The sequence below is a fragment of the Actinomadura sp. BRA 177 genome (genome assembly GCF_013372625.1).
GTDB lineage: Bacteria > Actinomycetota > Actinomycetes > Streptosporangiales > Streptosporangiaceae > Spirillospora.
Genome location: NZ_JABXFD010000206.1, coordinates 1 through 17925 on the forward strand (window position 1 = coordinate 1; position 17925 = coordinate 17925).

Below are 17925 nucleotides of genomic sequence, written 5' to 3' on the forward strand. Positions count from 1 at the left end.
ACGTGTGAGGTTGTGTGTAGCGACGGCGCCTTCCCCCACAGGGCCGGCGGCAGAGCCGCGGCAGGCCCCGGAAGACGCCGCCCCGGCCGAGGAGACCCCGGCCGCCGGGCCGCCCGGGACGCTCGTCGCCGGCGAGGGCGTCCCCTCCGTCGACTCCCGCCGCGCCGTGCCCGCCGAGCCGATCGTCAAGCCCCCCATCGCGGAGGGCGACACCGACCCCGACGGCTTCCCCGCCGTCCACCCGGAGGGCCCCGCCCCCGAGGAAGACACCGCAGAGGACGAGACCACCGTGGACAACTCCGTCGTGAACGAGACTGCGGAGGACGGACCCGCGTCGACCTCCGCCTTCGAGAAGGCGAAGGAGGCCGAGAGCGCGGCCGCGCAGCAGACGGCCGTGCTGGTGCCCGACGCGATCCTGCCGCGCGGCGTGGTGCCGCCCACCGGCAGCGGACCGTTCCCGCAGACCGGTACGCCGGACGGTGCCGCGGCCGGCGGTGACGCCCCCGTGATCGCGCCGGTCTACCACGCCGAGGGCGGCGTCCCGCTGGACACCCCGCCACCGCCCGGCACGCCCCCGAAGGGCTCCGCAGGCGGAGGGGGCGGCGCGAACAAGCGCCGGCTGGCGCTGATCGGCGGGGGCGCGGCGGTCGTCCTCGCGGCGGCCATCGCGCTGTTCACGGTCGGCGGGAACGGCCCGAGCGGCGAGGGTGAGGCCCGCAAGGCCGCCGAGCCGTCCGCCGCGCCGACGGCGTCCGCCCCGGCGACGCCGGCCCCCTCGGCCGCCGCCCCGGTGAACATCGCCGACGAGAAGACCGACCCCAACGACCTCGCGTTCCGCGACGTGTTCCCGCAGGAGACGCTGCGGCTCGCCGGGCGGACCTACGTCCGCGACCGCTGGTCCCTGAACCGGGACGTCAAGTACGCGGCCCGCGGGTCGATGCTCCAGACGCTGGAGCGCGAGCAGTGCCGCAAGATCATCCGCGCCACGTACATCGACCGGGAGAGCGGCCTCGCCGTCACCTCCGGGATCGCGGTGATGCCGACGAAGGACGCCGCGATCACGGTCAGCAAGGCCGGCGACCCCGCCAAGTACGAGTGGTTCCGCGGCATGGCGGGCAAGCACTCCAAGGACATCGACAGCGCCGGCGGCTACGCGGCGGCGACCGTCCGCGGCCGGTACGTGGCCTACGCCTACGTCCAGTGGGCGAACGGCAAGAAGGCCAAGCCCGGCGACCCGCGGATCAAGAAGGCCGCCCAGCAGTTCCTCGACTACGACCTGCGCCCGATCATGGCCCGCGCCCGCAACTGACCCTCGTTGACTTGCGGCGTGTTGTTGTTTTCAACGCGCTCATACCAACAACATGCCGCAAGTCAACGCACCAGCGCGCTAGGCGCCGCCCTGCTGGGACGGGGCGGGCTGCTGCTCTGCGGCGGCGGTGGCGTTGAGCGTCCGGACGCGCCGGGTCTCCTGGGCGCGCCGCGCCAGGTCCTCGTCGTCGGGGTAGCGGATCTCCTCCAGCGACAGCCCGTGCGCTGCCGCGACATTGACGCCGGAGTCGCGGACGCGGGCGGCGAGCACCTCGGCGGGCCACTCCACCTCGCGCCGCCCGTCCCCCACCATGAGCAGGGCGCCGACCAGCGCGCGGACCATCGAGTGGCAGAACGCGTCGGCCTCCACGGTCGCCAGCGCCAGATGCGGATCGCGGTCGTCGCGAGCCCACTCGTAGCGCAGCAGCTCCCGGATCGTCGTCGCACCCTCGCGCTTCCGGCAGAACGCCGCGAAGTCGAACTCCCCCACGAGCCTTCGCGCCGCGTCGTTCATCCGGCGGAGGTTCAGCGGACGCGGATGCCACAGCACGTCGTGGCGCCGCAGCGGCTCGACCCCGACGGGGTTGTCGCACACCTGGTACACGTAGCGCCGCGACAGCGCGGAGAACCGGGCGTCGAACCCTTCAGGCGCGATCGACACCCGCCACACCCGCACGTCCGGCGGCAGCAGCCCCGCGAGCCGCCGCGGCATCGTCCCATTGATCGCCGAATACGCCGCCACGGGCACCACCAGGTGCGCCACCTGGCCGCGCGCGTGAACGCCCGCGTCGGTGCGTCCCGCGACAGTGAGCATGGGGGGTGGGTCCAGGCGCAGCATCCGCGCCAGAGCGTCCTCGATGACGCCCTGGACGGTCCGCTGGTTCGGCTGTCTCGCCCAGCCCGCGAAGCCCGACCCGTCGTAGCCGATGTCGAGCCGGAGTCGTACCAGAGCGGTCATGTCAGCCGATTGATCCTTCTGCAACGTTCGTCGTCCGTTCCACCCGATGATCCGCGGTCATCGGGCACTCCCTTGACACGCTCCCCGGTGAATCGCCGCCCTGCTGACCTGACCATGCGTCAAGTGTGGCAAAGATCAGGGCCCACCGCCCGCAGTGGACGGTGGGCCCTGACGAATGTCGAGCAAACGCTCGGCCAGATCGGCGGCGAGCTACTCCTTGCCGTCCTCGGCCTTCGCGTCCGCCGCCTCGGCGCCGGTGTCCTCGGCCTTGGGGGCCTCGGGCTCGTCGACGTCGGCGGCGGCCTTGCTGAGGGTGACATCGCCCTCGGCGGGCAGCTCCGCCTCGCTGACCTTCGGCGCCTTCCCGCCGGTGGCGGCCGGCATGGGCTCCGACACCAGTTCGATCACGGCCATGGGCGCGTTGTCCCCCTTGCGGGGGCCGATCTTGGTGATGCGGGTGTAGCCGCCGGGACGGGTCTCGAAGCTCGGCGCGATCTCGGTGAAGAGCGTGTGGACGACGCCCTTGTCGCGGATCGTCTTGGCCACGAGGCGCCGGTTGTGCAGGTCGCCCCGCTTGGCCTTGGTGATCAGCTTCTCCGCCAGCGGGCGCAGCCGCCGGGCCTTCGCCTCGGTGGTGGTGATGCGGCCGTGCTCGAACAGCGCCGTCGCCAGGTTCGCCAGAATCAGCTTCTGGTGCGCGGCGCTGCCGCCGAGGCGAGCGCCCTTGGTGGGCTGAGGCATCGTGTCGTCCTTCCTGCACCGGCCGTGTCAGGTACCGGTGTCAGCTGGTTCCGGCACGGCCGGGGAACGCGCCCCCGGCCGTCCGGAATCGGGTTTCTAGTACTGCTCGGTCTCGGCGTAGCTCGTGTCGTCGTCGCCGTAGGCGTCGGCGGCCGCGCTCGGGTCGAATCCGGGCGGGGAGTCCTTCAGCGAGAGGCCCATGTCGTTGAGCTTCTGCTTGACCTCTTCTATGGACTTGGCTCCGAAGTTGCGGATGTCGAGCAGGTCCTGCTCGGAGCGGGCGACGAGCTCGCCCACCGAGTGGATGCCCTCGCGCTTCAGGCAGTTGTAGGAGCGGACCGTGAGGTTCAGCTCCTCGATCGGCAGGGCCAGGTCCGCGGCGAGCGCGGCGTCCGTCGGGGACGGGCCCATGTCGATGCCCTCGGCCTCGACGTTGAGCTCCCGGGCCAGCCCGAACAGCTCGACGAGGGTCTTGCCGGCGGACGCGACCGCGTCGCGCGGCAGCATCGCCTGCTTGGTCTCCACGTCCAGGATGAGGCGGTCGAAGTCGGTGCGCTGCTCGACTCGGGTGGCCTCGACCTTGTAGGTGACCTTCAGCACGGGCGAGTAGATGGAGTCGATCGGGATCCGGCCGATCTCCTGGCCCGGCTGCTTGTTCTGCGCGGCGGAGACGTAGCCGCGGCCGCGCTCGACCGTCAGCTCCATCTCCAGCTTGGCCTTGTTGTTCAGCGTGGCGATGTGCAGGTCCGGGTTGTGGACCTCGACGCCCGCCGGCGGCGCGATGTCGGCCGCGGTCACCTCGCCCGGGCCCTGCTTGCGCAGGTACATGACCACGGGCTCGTCGTGCTCGGACGAGACGACGAGCTCCTTGAGGTTCAGGATGATGTCGGTGACGTCCTCCTTGACCCCGGGCACGGTGGAGAACTCGTGCAGGACGCCCTCGATCCGGATGCTGGTGACGGCCGCACCGGGGATCGAGGAGAGCAGGGTACGACGCAGCGAGTTGCCGATCGTGTAGCCGAAGCCCGGCTCCAGCGGCTCGATGGTGAACCGCGACCGGTACTCGTCGACCTGCTCTTCGGTGAGAGTGGGACGCTGAGCGATGAGCATGGTGGTGCCTTCTTCCCGCGGTGCCCGCTATTTGACTACCGCGTGTGTAGGTGTTCCCCGTCCCGCCGGGATCCCACGTGGAGACCCCGGCCGGACGGCGTGAGCCCTTACTTGGAGTAGAGCTCGACGATCAGCTGCTCCTGGACGGGAGCTTCGATCTGCTGCCGGACGGGCAGCGAGTGCACGAGGATCCGCATCTTCTCGCCGTCCACCCCGAGCCACGCCGGGACGGGCCGCTCGCCGATCTCGGCCTTGGCGACCTGGAACGGCGTCGACTCCAGCGACTTGGGCTTGACGTCGACGATGTCGGCCTCGTTCACCAGGGCCGACGGGATGTTGACCTTCTTGCCGTTGACCCGGATGTGGCCGTGCCGGATGAGCTGGCGGGCCATGTCGCGGGACTTGGCGAAGCCGCCCCGGTAGACGACGTTGTCGAGCCGGCGCTCCAGGAGGGCGAGCAGGTTGTCGCCCGTCTTGCCCTGCTGGCGGTTCGCCTCGACGTAGTAGTTGTGGAACTGCCGCTCCAGCACGCCGTAGATGCGCCGCGCCTTCTGCTTCTCGCGCAGCTGCAGCAGGTACTCGGTCTCCTTGGGCCGGCCGCGTCCGTGCTCACCCGGCGGGTAGGGACGGATCTCGATCGGGCACTTGGGGCCCATGCACTTGCTGCCCTTGAGGAACAGCTTCATCTTCTCGCGGCGGCAGAGCTTGCAGTCCGCACCGGTGTAACGAGCCATTGTTCTTAGATCTCCCCTGCCTCAGACCCGGCGACGCTTCGGCGGGCGGCAGCCGTTGTGCGGAACGGGCGTGACGTCCTGGATCGAGCCCACCTCGAGGCCGGTCGCCTGCAGCGAGCGGATGGCGGTCTCGCGGCCCGAGCCCGGGCCCTTCACGAAGACGTCGACCTTGCGCATGCCGTGCTCCATCGCGCGCCGGGCGGCGGCCTCGGCGGCCTGCTGCGCGGCGAACGGGGTGGACTTGCGCGAGCCCTTGAACCCGACGTGGCCCGAGGAGGCCCAGGAGATCACGTTGCCGTTGGGGTCGGTGATCGAGACGATCGTGTTGTTGAACGTGCTCTTGATGTGGGCGTGCCCGTGAGCGACGTTCTTCTTTTCCTTGCGGCGCACCTTCTTGGCGCCGACACGGCTCTTAGGAGGCATGTGCTCTCTCTACTCTGAGGTCATCGATCCGGAGGACCGACTCCGGACTACTACTTCTTGCCGGCCTTCTTCTTGCCGGCCACGGTCTTCTTCTTGCCCTTGCGGGTGCGCGCGTTGGTCTGCGTGCGCTGACCGTGCACCGGAAGCCCGCGACGGTGCCGGATGCCCTGGTAGCACCCGATCTCGATCTTGCGGCGGATGTCGGCCTGCACCTCGCGGCGCAGGTCGCCCTCGATCCGGTAGTTGCCCTCGATCCAGTCGCGGAGCTTGATCAGCTCGTCGTCGCCGAGCTGGTGCACCCGCAGGTCACCGCTGATCTCGGTGCCCTTCAGGGTCTCCAGCGCCCGGGTCCGGCCGATGCCGAAGATGTAGGTGAGAGCGACCTCCAAGCGCTTGTCGCGCGGGAGGTCAACGCCGAGGAGGCGTGCCATCGTGGGCAGTTCCCTTCATGGTGCGGAGGTATGGACGCACCGCGTCCGCACACACCCTGCCCGGGTGGCGGCCCCGGCCTCCGACGAACCGAGGGTGGTCCCCCACACACCGCTGCCGTACGACCCGATCAAGGGATTCGTACGGCCACGTGTGCGGAGGCTGCGATGCGCTTGTCTGGTTGTAGAGCGTCAGCCCTGACGCTGCTTGTGGCGCGGGTCGGAGCAGATGACCATGACCCGGCCGTGCCGGCGGATGACGCGGCACTTGTTGCAGATCTTCTTGACGCTCGGCTTGACCTTCACTGGGTCTCCTAGAGATAAGGGTCACCCCCGCGCCGCCACGCACGGGGAAGGCAACCCCAGTGGGATTACTTGTAGCGGTAGACGATCCGACCGCGCGTGAGGTCGTAGGGGCTCAGCTCCACAACGACGCGGTCGTCCGGCAAGATCCGGATGTAGTGCATCCGCATCTTGCCGCTGATGTGGGCGAGCACCTTGTGCCCGTTCTCGAGCTCCACCCGGAACATGGCGTTCGGGAGGGACTCGATGACGGTGCCCTCGATCTCGATGGCCCCTTCTTTCTTGGGCATGTCCTCCGCGCTTCACTGATCGGCTGGTTGGACGCGGCCCGGCTCTCCGGAGGAGAATCGACCGCAACCCACTACGACGCGAAAGCGTCGGAAACGGGGAATCAGGCGGTCGGCGACGGACCGACACAGGAGTCTACGTCAACCGGACGCGCAATGCGAAATCGGCGGACGCCACGGGTCCGGAGACTGCTCCCGAGTCAAGCATACATCGCGTGCGCGTTGTACCTTTCAGGAGAGAGACGTCCGAGGAGGATCAGCATGCCGAGCTATGACTTCGCGCTGATCCTCAGCCGTCCCCTCTACGAGGACGAGCTCGACCCGCTGTTCGACCGAACGCACGGCGCGGTCACGGTGTCGATCATCAGCGAGCCCGAGCACGCCGAGCGTCCCGGCAACGCGTCCTGCTCGTGGCCCGGGGCCACGCTCGCCGCGGCGATCATGGACGTGGTCGGGCACGTGGAGGAGAGCGCGCCCGGCCTGCACGTGCTGCAGGTCGAGGCCGACCCGCTGCTGACGATCCGCGACATCGCCGAGCGGGTGGGCCGCTCGCTCGACTCCGTCCGGCACGCGATCACCGGCGCCCGCGGCGCCACCGGCTTCCCCTCGTCGGAGATGTCCACGGCGGGCCACCGGCTGTGGCGCTGGTCGAAGGTGGCCGCCTGGTACGGCCTGGACGACCCGCAGCTCGTCGAGGCCAAGCCGACCGTCCAGGCGATCAACGGCTGGCTCGCCCTCCGCGACGTCGTCCCCGACGTGGCCCCGGCTCCCGAAGAGGTCACCTCGGCCCTCTCCCTGGTGATTCCGCACGTCGCTTGAAGGTCACCAGCCGATTGAAGGTCACCATAGGGACGGGCACCACTGGGGGTTCGGTTCGGTGTCGGCGAACCAGGCGGACGGGATGACGCGGCCGTCGGGGAGGCGGTGCGTCGGCGGGCCGGGGACCGGGTCGAAGCCGGCTCGCCACAGTGAGCGGACGCTCGCGACGTTCTCGGGCTCGGCGCCCGCCCGCACCTCGGTGAAGTGCAGATGCCGGTGGGCGAGCGCGAGACCGGCGGTGAACAGTTCGGCGCCGAGCCCGCGGCCCCGGTAGGCGGGGGCCAGGTGGCCGCCCAGCTCGCACACCTCGTGCGACAGCGGCGTCAGGGTGACCGCTCCGGCGACCAGGTCCCGCTCGGGATCGATCGCGAGCAGCGACGTCGGATCGCATCGTCTCGGCAGGCCGAAACGCGTGCGTCCGCGGTCGGGGGGCGTGGCCAGCAGGCGGTCGCGCTCGTCCTCGGGTATCCGCACTTCGGGCTCCCAGCCGAGCCACCGCTGGGCCTCGGGATCGCTGGCGGTGGCCGCGGCGACGCGCGCGTCCGCCAGGGTCGCCGAGCGGCACAGCAGGCGGGGGGTCAGCACGACGTGGCGGCCGCGGGCGCAGCCGCGGACGGCCTCCCGCGGCCCCTGGCGCGTCTGCATGGTCGGTTCTCCCTCGTTCGCGGTGCACCGTCGCGGCTCGGGGGCGGGCGGGGACGGCCTCCGCGGTCTCGTTCGCATCGCGGCGAGTCGACAGGGCGGGCGGCGGGCGCGAAGATCGTCCCGGGGGGGACGGCCGGGGTGCCCGGCACGGGGTCCGTGATGTGCTTGGGGCAAGGGGAGGATCCATGGCGATCATCGCGCAGCTGAGCGACATCCATCTGGCGGCCGGACGGGACGGCGAGGTGGACGACGGCTCGGGGCCGGTGCGCGCGCTGCGGTCCGCCGTGTCGAGCCTGCTGTCGCTGCCCGCGCGTCCCGACGCGGTGGTCCTCACCGGCGACCTCGCCGACGGCGGGCTGCCCGCCGAGTACGCGCGGCTGCACGCGCTGCTGTCGCCGCTGCCGATGGCCGTCTACCCCATGTGCGGCAACCACGACGACCGCGACGAGATGCGGAAGGTGTTCGACGACCATCCGGCGGTCGCGGCGACCGGGACCGCCCCGCGGGCGCCCGTGCAGTACGCCGTGGACGTCGCCGGTGTGCGGCTGATCTGCTGCGACACCACCGTGGACGGCCATCCGCACGGGCACATGAGCGAGGAGCGGCTCGCCTGGCTGGAGGACGTCCTGCGGGCGGCCCCCGACACGCCGACGGTGATCGCCACCCATCATCCGCCGTATCCGATCGGGATGCGGTTCATCGACGATCTGCGGTTCGTCGACCCGGCCGGGTTCGCGTCCGTGATCTCCCGGCATCCGCAGGTGGTGCGGATCATCTCCGGGCACGTCCACCGGGCGTCGGTCGGTTCGCTCGCCGGCACGGTCAGCACCACCTGCCCGAGCACCTACCGGCAGCTGTTCCTCGACCTCACCAAGCAGGGCCGCGCCGCCGTCACCGGGGAGCCCGCCGGGTTCGCCCTCCACCTGATCGGCGAGGACGGCACCGCGACCACGCACTTCGCCCCGACCGGCAGCTACCGGCCGCTCATGGACGTGGAGTAAGGCTCAGCAGTCGCCGCGCCGGTCGCCGAAGATCGTGCGCATCAGCAGGATCGCGCCCCACGGGCCCGCGACCCAGATCCACCACGGGTACACCGCGCCGGACCCCTGCACCGTCAGAATCAGCCAGACCGTGAAGTTGATCGCGCTGACCGTCGCCCACGCGCCCCACATCGCCTTCATGCCGCGCACGTCGAGGTCGCGGGACGGGGCCTTCGCCGCGCTCACGGTGCTCTTCGCCTGCGTCGCCGGGACGGGCAGCTGGTAGAGGTCCTCCTCCGGCAGGTCGGCGGTGACCGCCTGGAGGTCCCCGAAGGTCTTCGCCTCGTACACCGAGTCGAGCCGCTCCTGCAGTTCGTCCATCGTGATCCGGCCGAGCGCGCAGTGCTCGCGCAGGCTCGCGGCCACCCGGTCGCGGTCGGCGTCCGACGCCCGGACGTCAGGGTTCGGCGCCATCGTTCCTCCGCATCTCAGGACGAGCTGTCATTCCCATTCTGCGTGGCCGGACCCAGCTTCTGGAACCATTCGCGGCCCTCGTCCAGAGCGGTGAGGACGCGGGGGCCGTCCGGGGTGACCGCGAACGTGTGCTCGAAGTGCGCCGAGTACTTCCCGTCGGTGGTCACGACCGTCCAGCCGTCGTCCAGTTCCCGGGTGTCCTTGGTGCCGAGGTTCACCATCGGCTCCACCGCGAAGCACATGCCCGGCTCCAGGACGGGCCCGTGGCCCGGGGCGCCGTGGTTGGGGATCAGCGGGTCCATGTGCATCTCGGTGCCGATGCCGTGCCCGCCGTAGCCCTCGACGATGCCGTAACGGCCCTGAGAGCGGATGTAAGCCTCGATCGCGTGCGACATGTCCGTGAGGCGGGCCCCGGCCCGCCCTGCCGCCAGACCGTGCCACAGGGACGTTTCGGTCACGTCCAGCAGCGTGCGGAGCTCGTCGGCGACCTCCCCGACCGGGACGGTGATCGCGGCGTCGCCGTGCCAGCCCGCGACGATCGCGCCGCAGTCGATGGAGATGACGTCGCCGTCCCGCAGCACCTTCCCGGCCCGCGGGATGCCGTGCACGATCTCCTCGTTGATCGACGCGCAGATCGTTCCGGTGAAGCCGTGGTAGCCCTTGAAGGACGGGACGCCGCCGTTGTCGCGGATGTGCCGTTCGGCGAGCGTGTCCAGGTCCAGGGTGGTGATCCCCGGCTTGACCGCGTCGCGCAGCAGCTCCAGCGTCCGGCCGACGAGCAGCCCCGCCGCCCGCATCAGCTCGACCTGCTCCGCGGTCTTCATCTGGATCGCGGGCCTACGCCGTTTGAACATCATTCCCCCTGCACCGGGTAGACCGCCGCCGGACGGGCGCGGAGCCACCGGCCCCGCGCCCGCGCCGTCACTTCTCCAGCGGGCGGAGCGCGGCGAGAGCGCGCTTGGTGACCTCTTCGACCGGCCCCGTGGCGTCCAGGCCGACGAGGATGTTCTCGTCGGCGTAGAACTGCACGAGCGGGGCCGTGTCCTGCCGGTACACCTCCAGGCGGTGCATGACGACCTCTTCCTTGTCGTCGTCGCGCTGGAACAGGTGACCGCCGCAGTCGTCGCAGATGTCGTCCTGCTTGTCGTCGAAGTCGACGTGCCAGATCCGGCCGCACTTGTCGCAGGTGCGCCGGCCGGACAGCCGCCGGACCACCTCGTCCTCGTCGACGACCAGTTCCAGGACGATGTCGAGGCGGGTGTCCCACTCGGCGAGGATCTTCTTCAGCGTCTCCGCCTGCGGGACGTTGCGCGGGAACCCGTCCAGCAGGAACCCGTCGCGGGCGTCGTCCTCGCCGATCCGGTCGCGCACCATCGCGATCGTGACCTCGTCCGGGACGAGGTCGCCGCGGTCCATGTACTGCTTCGCCTGCAGGCCGAGCTCGGTCCCGCCGCTCACGTTGGCACGGAAGATGTCACCTGTCGAGATCTTCGGGACCGACAGATGAGATGCGATGAACTGGGCCTGCGTCCCCTTGCCCGCTCCCGGGGGGCCCACCAGCACGATACGCACTACCGGAGGAAGCCCTCGTAGTTGCGCTGCTGCAGCTGACTCTCGATCTGCTTCACGGTATCCAGTCCGACGCCGACGACGATGAGGATGCTCGCGCCACCGAAGGGGAAGTCCTGGGTCGCGTTCAGGAGTGCGAACGCCACCATCGGGATCAGGGACACGAGCCCCAGGTACAGCGCACCGGGTGTGGTGATCCGGGTCAGCACGAAGTCGAGGTATTCGGCGGTCGGCCGACCAGGACGGATACCTGGGATGAATCCACCATACTTCTTCATGTTGTCGGCGACTTCAGAGGGGTTGAAGGTGATCGCCACGTAGAAGTACGTGAAGAAGATGATCAGGACGAAGTAGAACCCCATGTGCCAGGCGTTGTCCTGCTGCAGGTAGGGCTGGGCCTTCTGCAGCCACTTGGTGTTGGGCCACAGCTGGGTCGCCAGGATCGGCAGGTACAGCAGCGAGGACGCGAAGATGATCGGGATGATGCCGGCCTGGTTCACCTTCAGCGGGATGTAGGTGGACGTCCCGCCGTACATGCGCCGGCCCACCATCCGCTTGGCGTACTGGACGGGGATCCGCCGCTGCGCCTGCTCGACGAACACGACGCCCGCCATGATGGCGAGGCCGACCAGCACGACGATCGCGAAGACGAAGCCGTTCTTGGCCTTGTAGATGCCCCAGAACTGGGCGGGGAAGACCGCCACCACCTGGGTGAAGATCAGGATGGACATGCCGTTGCCGACGCCGCGGTCGGTGACCAGCTCGCCCAGCCACATGATGACCGTCGTGCCCGCCACCATGCAGATCACCATCGTGATGATCGGGAAGATGCCGGTGTCGTAGAGGATGTCGCCGCTGCCGGACACGCCCTGGAACAGCTGCCCGGTGCTCGCCATCGCCACGATGCCGGTGGCCTGCAGGATCGCCAGCCCGACCGTCAGATAGCGGGTGTACTGAGTGATCTTCGTCGTGCCGGCCTGGCCCTCTTTCTTGAGGGCCTCCAGCCGGGGGATCACCACGGTGAGGAGCTGCAGGATGATGCTCGCGGTGATGTAGGGCATGATGCCCAGTGCGAAGATCGACAGTTTGAGAAGGGCGCCACCGCTGAACAGGTCGACGAGGCCGTAGAGCTGGTTGCTCTCCTTGGCCGCGTCCGCGGTGTCCTTCAGCACCTTCACGTTCACGTTCGGTGACGGAACGATCGAGCCGATCCGGAACACCAGGATCATGAACAACGTGAAGAGCAATTTTTTACGCAGGTCGGGCGTACGGAAAGCCCGTGCGAACGCGGTCAGCACCATTCCTCCTGCGCGACTGGCGGGTTCATGGCCACCGAGGGGCCGGTTACAGGTCCATGAGGTCGGGCGGAGGATACCCGAGGAGACGCGTAAGTGCGCAATCTCACGCGAGTCGCCTTCGCCCGTGTGACTCTAACAGCAGATGACATCGGGGCCGTCCCGCCTTTCCCGGAGACCTCACGGCCCCGGGCGTCAGGCGAGCACGGCCCCGGCATCGAAGTGTGCTTTCCTACAGCTCGGCGGTGGTGCCGCCGGCCGCGGCGATCTTCTCCTTCGCGGCGCCGGAGAAGGCGTGCGCCTTCACCTGGACCGCGACGGAGATGTCGCCGGTGCCGAGGACCTTGACCGGACGGCCGCGGCGCACCGCGCCCTTGGCCGCCAGATCGTCCGCGGTGACCTCGCCGCCCTCGGGGTAGAGCGCGGCGAGCTTGTCCAGGTTCACCACCTGGAACTCGACCCGGTTCGGGTTCTTGAAGCCCTTCAGCTTCGGCACCCGGCGGATGAGCGGCATCTGGCCGCCCTCGAAACCGACGGGGACGGTGCTGCGGGCCTTGGTGCCCTTGGTGCCGCGGCCGGCGGTCTTGCCCTTGGACGCCTCGCCACGGCCCTTGCGGACCTTGGCCTTGTTGGCGCCGGGGGCCGGACGCAGGTCGTGCACCTTGAGCGGGGTGCCCTCGGAGGTGGTGTCCTTACCGAGATCAGCCGCCATGTCAGTCGACCTCCTCGACGGTGACCAGGTGCGCCACCGTCCGGATCATGCCGCGCACCTCGGGGCGGTCCTCGCGGACCACGGTCTGCCCGATCTTCTTCAGGCCGAGGGTGCGCAGCGTGTCACGCTGGTTCTGCTTCTCGCTGATCACGGACTTGTGCTGCGTGATCTTCAGGTTGCTCACGACGACGCGACCTCCGCCCTCGGCTCGCTGCCGGCGGCGCGGGCGCGCAGCATGGCCGCCGGGGCGACGTCCTCGATCGGCAGGCCGCGCTTGGCCGCGATCTCCTCCGGACGCTTCAGCGACTTCAGCCCCGCGATCGTGGCGTGCACGATGTTGATCGCGTTGTCGCTGCCCAGCGACTTGCTCAGCACGTCGCTGATGCCCGCCGACTCCAGCACCGCCCGCACCGGGCCACCGGCGATGACGCCGGTACCGGGGCTGGCCGGACGCAGCAGGACCTCGCCCGCCGCGTCGCGCGCCTGCACCATGTGCGGGATGGTGCCCTGGATCCGCGGCACCTTGAAGAAGTTCTTCTTGGCCTCCTCGACGCCCTTGGCGATCGCCGCGGGCACCTCCTTGGCCTTGCCGTAGCCGACGCCGACGGTGCCGTTGCCGTCACCGACGATCACCAGGGCGGTGAAGCTGAAGCGACGCCCGCCCTTGACGACCTTGGCGACACGGTTGATCGCCACGACCTTCTCGATGTACGACTGGCCCTTGTCGGCGCCACCGCGGCGGTCGTCGCGGCGGTCGCGACGGTCGCCACCCTGACCGCCACCACGCCTCTGCGCTGCCATCAGTGGTTCCTCTCGTGTGTCTTCGTCCGGGCCATCAGAGCTGCAGGCCCCCCTCGCGCGCACCGTCCGCGACAGCGGCGATGCGGCCGTGGTACTTGTTGCCGCCGCGGTCGAACACGACCGCGTGGACGCCGGCCTGCTTGGCCCGTTCGGCGACGAGCTCGCCGACCTTGCGGGACTTGGCCGTCTTGTCGCCGGAGTCGGCGCGCAGGTCCGCCTCCATCGTCGACGCGCTGGCCAGCGTGTGGCCCTTGTCGTCGTCGATGACCTGGACGAACACGTGCCTGCTGGAGCGGGTCACGGCCAGGCGAGGCCGCGCGGCGGTGCCCACGACCTTCTTCCGGACCCGCAGGTGCCGGCGCCTGCGGGACTTGGCCCGCGCCGACGTGGCCTTCGCGGCCAGGGTCTTGGTGCCTGCCATGACTACTTACCAGCCTTTCCGACCTTGCGCCGAATCTGCTCGCCCTCGTAGCGCACGCCCTTGCCCTTGTACGGGTCGGGCTTGCGCAGCTTGCGGATGCGGGCGGCGATCTCGCCGACGAGCTGCTTGTCGATGCCCTCGACGGTCAGCTGCGTCGCCCGCTCGACGGTGAGCTTGATGCCCTCCGGCGCCTCGAACGGGATCGGGTGGCTGTAGCCGAGCGAGAACTCGACGTTCTGCCCCTTGGCCACCACCCGGTAGCCGACGCCCTGGATGACCAGGGTCTTCTTGTAGCCGTCGGTGACCCCGACGACCATGTTGTTGATCAGCGTCCGGGTGAGCCCGTGCAGCCCGCGCACCTTGTTCATGTCGTTCGGCCGGGTGACGACGATCCTGCCGTCCTCCTGGCTGACCTCGATGGGCTCGGCGACGGTGTGCGACAGCGTGCCCTTCGGCCCCTTGACGGTGACCTCCCGGCCGTCGAGGTTCACCTCGACGCCGCTGGGCACGGTGATGGGAAGACGTCCAATACGTGACATTGTTGGGTACCTCCCCTCACCAGACGTAGGCGAGGACTTCCCCGCCCACGCCGCGCTTGCCCGCCTGCCGGTCGGTCATCAGGCCGGAGGACGTCGAGATGATCGCGACGCCCAGTCCGCCCAGGACCCGCGGCAGGTTGTCCTTCTTCGCGTACACGCGCAGACCCGGCTTCGAGACGCGCTTGATGCCGGCGATCGAACGCTCGCGGGTCGGGCCGAACTTCAGCTCGATGTTGAGCTTCTTGCCGACCTCGGCGTCCTCCACACTCCAGCCCGAGATGTAGCCCTCCTGCTGGAGGATCTCGGCGATGTGCGCCTTGATCTTCGAGTACGGCATCGCCACCTGGTCGTGGTACGCCGAATTCGCGTTCCGCAGACGCGTCAGCATGTCTGCGATCGGGTCGGTCATCGTCATGGCCTACTGGCCCTCCCTCGCCACGGTTTCCACGGGTTGATGCGGCCCGTGGACCTTTGGCGCGGTCGTGGACGCCCTCTCGGGCGCCCGGTTGGTTATTACAGGCCGGTGTCCCGCCCCCGGGGCCCGCGGCCCCGGGGAGGCGGTCACCAGCTGGACTTCGTGATGCCGGGCAGCTCGCCGCGGTGCGCCATCTCGCGGAAGCACACGCGGCACAGGCCGAACTTCCGGTAGACGGAACGCGGACGCCCGCAGCGCGAGCACCGAGTGTACGCGCGCACGCCGAACTTCGGCTTGCGCCCGGCCTTGGCGATCAGCGACTTCTTCGCCATCTGCTCAGCTCTCCTTGAAGGGGAAGCCCAGGAGCTTGAGCAGCGCCCGGCCCTCGTCGTCGGTCTTCGCGGTCGACACGACCGTGATGTCCATGCCCCGCGACCGGTCGATCTTGTCCGGGTCGACCTCGTGGAACATGACCTGCTCGGTCAGCCCGAAGGTGTAGTTGCCGTTGCCGTCGAACTGCTTCGGCGACAGGCCGCGGAAGTCGCGGATGCGGGGCAGCGCGGTGGCGAGCAGCCGGTCCAGGAACTCCCACATGCGGTCGCCGCGCAGCGTGGCGTGCGCGCCGATCGGCATGCCCTCGCGCAGCTTGAACTGCGCGATGGACTTGCGGGCCCGGTTGACCGCCGGCTTCTGGCCGGTGATCGCCGACAGGTCGCGGACGGCGCCCTCGATCAGCTTGGCGTCCTTGGCCGCGTCGCCGACGCCCATGTTGACCACGATCTTGGTCAGCGTGGGGATCTGCATGACGTTGGCGTAGCCGAACTGCTCGCGCATCTGGCCCGCGATCTCCTCGCGGTAGCGGACCTTGAGGCGCGGCGTCGGGACGGGACGCTCGGTGACGGTGTCGGTCATCTCAGATCTCCTTACCGCTGCGGCGCGAGATCCGAACCTTCGTGCCGTCCTCGTTGATGCGGTAACCGACCCGTACCGGCTTGCCGCCCTCGACGAGGGCGACGTTGCTGACGTGCAGCGGCGCCTCGACCGTGACCCGGCCGCTCTCCTTGCCGGCACGCTGCTGGTCGGCCTTGATGTTCTTGGTGATGAGGTTGACGCCCTCGACGACCACCCGCTCGTCGCGCGGGAGAACACGCAGGACCTTGCCCGTCGCGCCCTTGTCCTTGCCGGCGAGGACGATGACCTCGTCGCCCTTGCGGATCTTCATCAGAGCACCTCCGGCGCGAGCGAGATGATGCGCATGAACTTCTTCTCGCGCAGTTCACGGCCCACCGGGCCGAAGATACGGGTGCCGCGGGGGTCGCCGCCGTCCCGGATCAGGACGGCGGCGTTCTCGTCGAAGCGGATGTAGGAGCCGTCCGGGCGCCGGCGCTCCTTGCGGGTGCGCACGACGACCGCCTTGACGACGTCACCCTTCTTCACGCCAGCGCCGGGAAGGGCGTCCTTCACCGTCGCGACGATGATGTCGCCGACTCCCGCGTAGCGCCGACCCGAGCCGCCGAGAACCCGGATGCAAAGGATCTCCTTCGCACCCGTGTTGTCGGCGACCTTGAGTCGCGACTCCTGCTGGATCACGTCAACTCCTGTTCGTCACACCGGTTCTGCACCGGACCTCGTCCGGCCAGCCTGGTGGAACCAGTCATTTACCTTTGCGGAGCTCGCGCCCCGCGGGCCTACTTGGCCTTCTCGAGGATCTCCACCACGCGCCACCGCTTGGTGGCCGACAGCGGACGGGTCTCCATGAGCCGGACGCGGTCGCCCACGCCGCACTCGTTGCCCTCGTCGTGCGCCTTGTAGTTCTTCGTGCGGCGGATCACCTTGTGGTACCGGCGGTGGGTCACGCGGTCCTCGACGGACACGACCACGGTCTTGTCCATCTTGTCGCTGACCACCAGGCCCTCAAGGACCTTGCGGCTGGGCCGCTTGTCCGTCTGCTCGGTCGTCTGCTCGGTCATTCGTTGTCCTCCGCGGCGTCCTCGGCGACCGTGACGATGCCGAGCTCGCGCTCCCGCATCACGGTGTAGATGCGGGCGATCTCGCGCTTCACGGTGCGCAGCCGCCCGTGGCTTTCAAGCTGGCCGGTGGCGGCCTGGAAGCGGAGGTTGAACAGCTCCTCCTTGGCCTCCTTGAGCTTGGTGACCAGGACGTCCTCGGGCTCGGTCCGCAGGTCGTCGGCGGTAAGACCCTTGGCCATCAGGACTCACCCACCTCTCGCTTGACAATCTTGCACTTCATCGGCAGCTTGTGGATCGCGCGGGTGAGCGCCTCCCGGGCGATGCGCTCGTCCGGGTAGGAGATCTCGAAGAGCACGCGGCCCGGCTTGACGTTGGCCACCCACCACTCGACGGAGCCCTTGCCGGAGCCCATGCGGGTCTCGGCGGGCTTCTTGGTCAGCGGACGGTCCGGGAAGATGTTGATCCAGACCTTGCCGCCGCGCTTGATGTGGCGCGTCATCGCGATACGAGCGGCCTCGATCTGCCGGTTCGTCACGTACGCGGACTCGACGGCCTGGATGCCGTACTCGCCGAACGTCACCCTCGTGCCGCCCTTGGCCATGCCACGGCGCTTCGGGTGGTGCTGCTTGCGGTGCTTGACCTTGCGAGGGATCAGCATCGGTTACTCAGCTCCCCTCACCCTGCGGAGCAGCCTCGGCCGCCGGGGCCGGCTGCTCGGAACCCTGCTGCTGCCTCTGCTCGCCGCCGCGGGCCTCGCCGCCGCGGGCGAGACGCTTCGCTTGACGCGCCGACCCGGTGCGAACCCTTCGGGGCCGCCGGACAGCGCGCGCCGGCGCGCACGCGTGTACCAGCCGGCGCCGCCGCAAGGCCGCGTCCAAGCCGGTCGTGTACCGCCTGGCCGCCGCGCACACCTACCACCACAGGCTCCTGTGGTGGCAGTACGACACGCGGAGGATCGCCACCTCGTACGTGCCCGCGACGCGCACACACACG

The 17925-nt window shown here is 69.5% G+C and carries 30 protein-coding genes; 4 read left to right on the plus strand and 26 right to left on the minus strand.

Features of this window, described 5'->3' with window-relative positions:
• Positions 1 to 1309: hypothetical protein (locus HUX53_RS07335; protein WP_217919174.1), on the plus strand; the 1309-nt coding region annotated here is incomplete at its 5' end.
• 78 nt (positions 1310 to 1387) lie between these two features.
• Here HUX53_RS07335 and truA read toward each other — a convergent pair.
• The 8 genes from truA to infA all read right to left on the minus strand — a co-directional run bounded on the left by truA (position 1388) and on the right by infA (position 6295).
• A complete protein-coding gene (gene truA, locus HUX53_RS07340; protein WP_176402405.1) occupies positions 1388 to 2266 on the minus strand; it encodes a tRNA pseudouridine(38-40) synthase TruA in 879 nt (292 codons plus the stop codon).
• A 210-nt stretch (positions 2267 to 2476) separates the two neighbouring features.
• Positions 2477 to 3007, minus strand: a complete 531-nt coding sequence (gene rplQ / locus HUX53_RS07345; RefSeq protein ID WP_176402406.1) for a 50S ribosomal protein L17 — start codon at positions 3005 to 3007, stop codon at positions 2477 to 2479.
• Positions 3008 to 3103: 96 nt separating this feature from the next.
• Complete coding sequence (locus HUX53_RS07350) at positions 3104 to 4117, minus strand: DNA-directed RNA polymerase subunit alpha (RefSeq protein ID WP_176402407.1); 1014 nt, start codon at positions 4115 to 4117, stop codon at positions 3104 to 3106.
• Positions 4118 to 4224: 107 nt separating this feature from the next.
• Positions 4225 to 4851: a 30S ribosomal protein S4 gene (gene rpsD, locus HUX53_RS07355; protein ID WP_163057141.1), complete on the minus strand. Its 627-nt coding sequence runs from the start codon at positions 4849 to 4851 to the stop codon at positions 4225 to 4227.
• A 21-nt stretch (positions 4852 to 4872) separates the two neighbouring features.
• Complete coding sequence (rpsK, locus tag HUX53_RS07360; RefSeq protein WP_021596710.1) at positions 4873 to 5274, minus strand: 30S ribosomal protein S11; 402 nt, start codon at positions 5272 to 5274, stop codon at positions 4873 to 4875.
• Between the two features lie 50 nt (positions 5275 to 5324).
• Positions 5325 to 5705, minus strand: coding sequence for a 30S ribosomal protein S13 (gene rpsM / locus HUX53_RS07365; protein ID WP_176402408.1), 381 nt, complete (start codon positions 5703 to 5705; stop codon positions 5325 to 5327).
• Between the two features lie 189 nt (positions 5706 to 5894).
• Positions 5895 to 6008 carry a 50S ribosomal protein L36 gene (rpmJ, locus tag HUX53_RS07370; RefSeq protein WP_021596712.1) on the minus strand — a complete coding sequence of 38 codons (114 nt, stop codon included), beginning with the start codon at positions 6006 to 6008 and terminating at the stop codon, positions 5895 to 5897.
• A gap of 65 nt (positions 6009 to 6073) precedes the next feature.
• Complete coding sequence (gene infA, locus HUX53_RS07375) at positions 6074 to 6295, minus strand: translation initiation factor IF-1 (RefSeq protein WP_067629441.1); 222 nt, start codon at positions 6293 to 6295, stop codon at positions 6074 to 6076.
• Between the two features lie 258 nt (positions 6296 to 6553).
• Here infA and HUX53_RS07380 point away from each other — a divergent pair, with 258 nt between their 5' ends.
• On the plus strand, positions 6554 to 7111 hold the full coding sequence (locus tag HUX53_RS07380; protein ID WP_176402409.1) for a hypothetical protein: 558 nt from the start codon (positions 6554 to 6556) through the stop codon (positions 7109 to 7111).
• Between the two features lie 21 nt (positions 7112 to 7132).
• On the opposite strand, the gene HUX53_RS07385 is transcribed toward HUX53_RS07380, so the two are convergent.
• Positions 7133 to 7756, minus strand: coding sequence for a GNAT family N-acetyltransferase (locus HUX53_RS07385; RefSeq protein ID WP_176402410.1), 624 nt, complete (start codon positions 7754 to 7756; stop codon positions 7133 to 7135).
• Between the two features lie 185 nt (positions 7757 to 7941).
• Here HUX53_RS07385 and HUX53_RS07390 point away from each other — a divergent pair, with 185 nt between their 5' ends.
• A complete protein-coding gene (locus HUX53_RS07390; RefSeq protein ID WP_176402411.1) occupies positions 7942 to 8757 on the plus strand; it encodes a phosphodiesterase in 816 nt (271 codons plus the stop codon).
• 3 nt (positions 8758 to 8760) lie between these two features.
• Here the strand turns inward: HUX53_RS07390 and HUX53_RS07395 are convergent, their stop codons facing one another.
• From HUX53_RS07395 to rplP, 17 genes are all read right to left on the minus strand, one after another.
• Positions 8761 to 9210 (minus strand): DUF1707 domain-containing protein, encoded by a 450-nt coding sequence (locus tag HUX53_RS07395; protein WP_176402412.1) that lies wholly within the window; start codon positions 9208 to 9210, stop codon positions 8761 to 8763.
• A 14-nt stretch (positions 9211 to 9224) separates the two neighbouring features.
• Complete coding sequence (gene map, locus HUX53_RS07400) at positions 9225 to 10064, minus strand: type I methionyl aminopeptidase (protein WP_176402413.1); 840 nt, start codon at positions 10062 to 10064, stop codon at positions 9225 to 9227.
• Positions 10065 to 10131: 67 nt separating this feature from the next.
• A complete protein-coding gene (locus HUX53_RS07405) occupies positions 10132 to 10782 on the minus strand; it encodes an adenylate kinase (protein ID WP_176402414.1) in 651 nt (216 codons plus the stop codon).
• On the minus strand, positions 10782 to 12077 hold the full coding sequence (secY, locus tag HUX53_RS07410) for a preprotein translocase subunit SecY (RefSeq protein WP_176402425.1): 1296 nt from the start codon (positions 12075 to 12077) through the stop codon (positions 10782 to 10784). Before secY ends, HUX53_RS07405 begins: the two co-directional genes overlap by 1 nt.
• Positions 12078 to 12306: 229 nt before the next feature.
• The gene (gene rplO, locus HUX53_RS07415; RefSeq protein ID WP_176402415.1) at positions 12307 to 12786 is read right to left on the minus strand and encodes a 50S ribosomal protein L15; all 480 of its coding nucleotides are present in this window, start codon (positions 12784 to 12786) and stop codon (positions 12307 to 12309) included.
• A gap of 1 nt (position 12787) precedes the next feature.
• Positions 12788 to 12970, minus strand: coding sequence for a 50S ribosomal protein L30 (rpmD, locus tag HUX53_RS07420; RefSeq protein ID WP_176402416.1), 183 nt, complete (start codon positions 12968 to 12970; stop codon positions 12788 to 12790).
• Entirely contained in the window at positions 12967 to 13590 is a 624-nt protein-coding gene (gene rpsE / locus HUX53_RS07425) for a 30S ribosomal protein S5 (RefSeq protein ID WP_176402426.1), read from the minus strand. The genes rpmD and rpsE overlap by 4 nt, the downstream gene beginning before the upstream one ends.
• Before the next feature lie 31 nt (positions 13591 to 13621).
• Positions 13622 to 14008, minus strand: a complete 387-nt coding sequence (gene rplR, locus HUX53_RS07430) for a 50S ribosomal protein L18 (protein ID WP_176402417.1) — start codon at positions 14006 to 14008, stop codon at positions 13622 to 13624.
• 2 nt (positions 14009 to 14010) lie between these two features.
• Complete coding sequence (gene rplF / locus HUX53_RS07435) at positions 14011 to 14547, minus strand: 50S ribosomal protein L6 (protein WP_176402418.1); 537 nt, start codon at positions 14545 to 14547, stop codon at positions 14011 to 14013.
• 16 nt (positions 14548 to 14563) lie between these two features.
• Positions 14564 to 14962 carry a 30S ribosomal protein S8 gene (gene rpsH, locus HUX53_RS07440; RefSeq protein ID WP_176402419.1) on the minus strand — a complete coding sequence of 133 codons (399 nt, stop codon included), beginning with the start codon at positions 14960 to 14962 and terminating at the stop codon, positions 14564 to 14566.
• Positions 14963 to 15108: 146 nt separating this feature from the next.
• Positions 15109 to 15294, minus strand: a complete 186-nt coding sequence (locus HUX53_RS07445) for a type Z 30S ribosomal protein S14 (RefSeq protein WP_067454638.1) — start codon at positions 15292 to 15294, stop codon at positions 15109 to 15111.
• Positions 15295 to 15298: 4 nt separating this feature from the next.
• Positions 15299 to 15874 (minus strand): 50S ribosomal protein L5, encoded by a 576-nt coding sequence (gene rplE / locus HUX53_RS07450; protein WP_176402420.1) that lies wholly within the window; start codon positions 15872 to 15874, stop codon positions 15299 to 15301.
• Position 15875: 1 nt separating this feature from the next.
• A complete protein-coding gene (gene rplX, locus HUX53_RS07455; protein WP_176402421.1) occupies positions 15876 to 16184 on the minus strand; it encodes a 50S ribosomal protein L24 in 309 nt (102 codons plus the stop codon).
• On the minus strand, positions 16184 to 16552 hold the full coding sequence (gene rplN, locus HUX53_RS07460; protein WP_067629407.1) for a 50S ribosomal protein L14: 369 nt from the start codon (positions 16550 to 16552) through the stop codon (positions 16184 to 16186). Before rplN ends, rplX begins: the two co-directional genes overlap by 1 nt.
• Before the next feature lie 98 nt (positions 16553 to 16650).
• Positions 16651 to 16932: a 30S ribosomal protein S17 gene (rpsQ, locus tag HUX53_RS07465; RefSeq protein WP_176402422.1), complete on the minus strand. Its 282-nt coding sequence runs from the start codon at positions 16930 to 16932 to the stop codon at positions 16651 to 16653.
• Positions 16929 to 17171, minus strand: a complete 243-nt coding sequence (rpmC, locus tag HUX53_RS07470) for a 50S ribosomal protein L29 (protein ID WP_176402423.1) — start codon at positions 17169 to 17171, stop codon at positions 16929 to 16931. Before rpmC ends, rpsQ begins: the two co-directional genes overlap by 4 nt.
• Positions 17171 to 17590 carry a 50S ribosomal protein L16 gene (rplP, locus tag HUX53_RS07475; RefSeq protein ID WP_176402424.1) on the minus strand — a complete coding sequence of 140 codons (420 nt, stop codon included), beginning with the start codon at positions 17588 to 17590 and terminating at the stop codon, positions 17171 to 17173. Before rplP ends, rpmC begins: the two co-directional genes overlap by 1 nt.
• 137 nt (positions 17591 to 17727) lie before the next feature.
• Between rplP and HUX53_RS39930 the strand changes: the two genes are divergently transcribed.
• A partial coding sequence (locus HUX53_RS39930; RefSeq protein ID WP_217919176.1) for a hypothetical protein occupies positions 17728 to 17925 on the plus strand: 198 nt, incomplete at its 3' end.

Excerpts from the sequence above, each read along its gene's own strand:
- truA (WP_176402405.1), bottom strand. The coding sequence starts at position 2,266 with ATGACCGCTCTGGTACGACTCCGGCTCGACATCGGCTACGACGGGTCG.
- rplQ (WP_176402406.1), bottom strand. The coding sequence starts at position 3,007 with ATGCCTCAGCCCACCAAGGGCGCTCGCCTCGGCGGCAGCGCCGCGCAC.
- HUX53_RS07350 (WP_176402407.1), bottom strand. The coding sequence starts at position 4,117 with ATGCTCATCGCTCAGCGTCCCACTCTCACCGAAGAGCAGGTCGACGAG.
- rpsD (WP_163057141.1), bottom strand. The coding sequence starts at position 4,851 with ATGGCTCGTTACACCGGTGCGGACTGCAAGCTCTGCCGCCGCGAGAAG.
- rpsK (WP_021596710.1), bottom strand. The coding sequence starts at position 5,274 with ATGCCTCCTAAGAGCCGTGTCGGCGCCAAGAAGGTGCGCCGCAAGGAA.
- rpsM (WP_176402408.1), bottom strand. The coding sequence starts at position 5,705 with ATGGCACGCCTCCTCGGCGTTGACCTCCCGCGCGACAAGCGCTTGGAG.
- infA (WP_067629441.1), bottom strand. The coding sequence starts at position 6,295 with ATGCCCAAGAAAGAAGGGGCCATCGAGATCGAGGGCACCGTCATCGAG.
- HUX53_RS07380 (WP_176402409.1), top strand. The coding sequence starts at position 6,554 with ATGCCGAGCTATGACTTCGCGCTGATCCTCAGCCGTCCCCTCTACGAG.
- HUX53_RS07385 (WP_176402410.1), bottom strand. The coding sequence starts at position 7,756 with ATGCAGACGCGCCAGGGGCCGCGGGAGGCCGTCCGCGGCTGCGCCCGC.
- HUX53_RS07390 (WP_176402411.1), top strand. The coding sequence starts at position 7,942 with ATGGCGATCATCGCGCAGCTGAGCGACATCCATCTGGCGGCCGGACGG.
- HUX53_RS07395 (WP_176402412.1), bottom strand. The coding sequence starts at position 9,210 with ATGGCGCCGAACCCTGACGTCCGGGCGTCGGACGCCGACCGCGACCGG.
- map (WP_176402413.1), bottom strand. The coding sequence starts at position 10,064 with ATGTTCAAACGGCGTAGGCCCGCGATCCAGATGAAGACCGCGGAGCAG.
- rplO (WP_176402415.1), bottom strand. The coding sequence starts at position 12,786 with ATGGCGGCTGATCTCGGTAAGGACACCACCTCCGAGGGCACCCCGCTC.
- rplR (WP_176402417.1), bottom strand. The coding sequence starts at position 14,008 with ATGGCAGGCACCAAGACCCTGGCCGCGAAGGCCACGTCGGCGCGGGCC.
- rplF (WP_176402418.1), bottom strand. The coding sequence starts at position 14,547 with ATGTCACGTATTGGACGTCTTCCCATCACCGTGCCCAGCGGCGTCGAG.
- rpsH (WP_176402419.1), bottom strand. The coding sequence starts at position 14,962 with ATGACGATGACCGACCCGATCGCAGACATGCTGACGCGTCTGCGGAAC.
- HUX53_RS07445 (WP_067454638.1), bottom strand. The coding sequence starts at position 15,294 with ATGGCGAAGAAGTCGCTGATCGCCAAGGCCGGGCGCAAGCCGAAGTTC.
- rplE (WP_176402420.1), bottom strand. The coding sequence starts at position 15,874 with ATGACCGACACCGTCACCGAGCGTCCCGTCCCGACGCCGCGCCTCAAG.
- rplX (WP_176402421.1), bottom strand. The coding sequence starts at position 16,184 with ATGAAGATCCGCAAGGGCGACGAGGTCATCGTCCTCGCCGGCAAGGAC.
- rpsQ (WP_176402422.1), bottom strand. The coding sequence starts at position 16,932 with ATGACCGAGCAGACGACCGAGCAGACGGACAAGCGGCCCAGCCGCAAG.
- rpmC (WP_176402423.1), bottom strand. The coding sequence starts at position 17,171 with ATGGCCAAGGGTCTTACCGCCGACGACCTGCGGACCGAGCCCGAGGAC.
- rplP (WP_176402424.1), bottom strand. The coding sequence starts at position 17,590 with ATGCTGATCCCTCGCAAGGTCAAGCACCGCAAGCAGCACCACCCGAAG.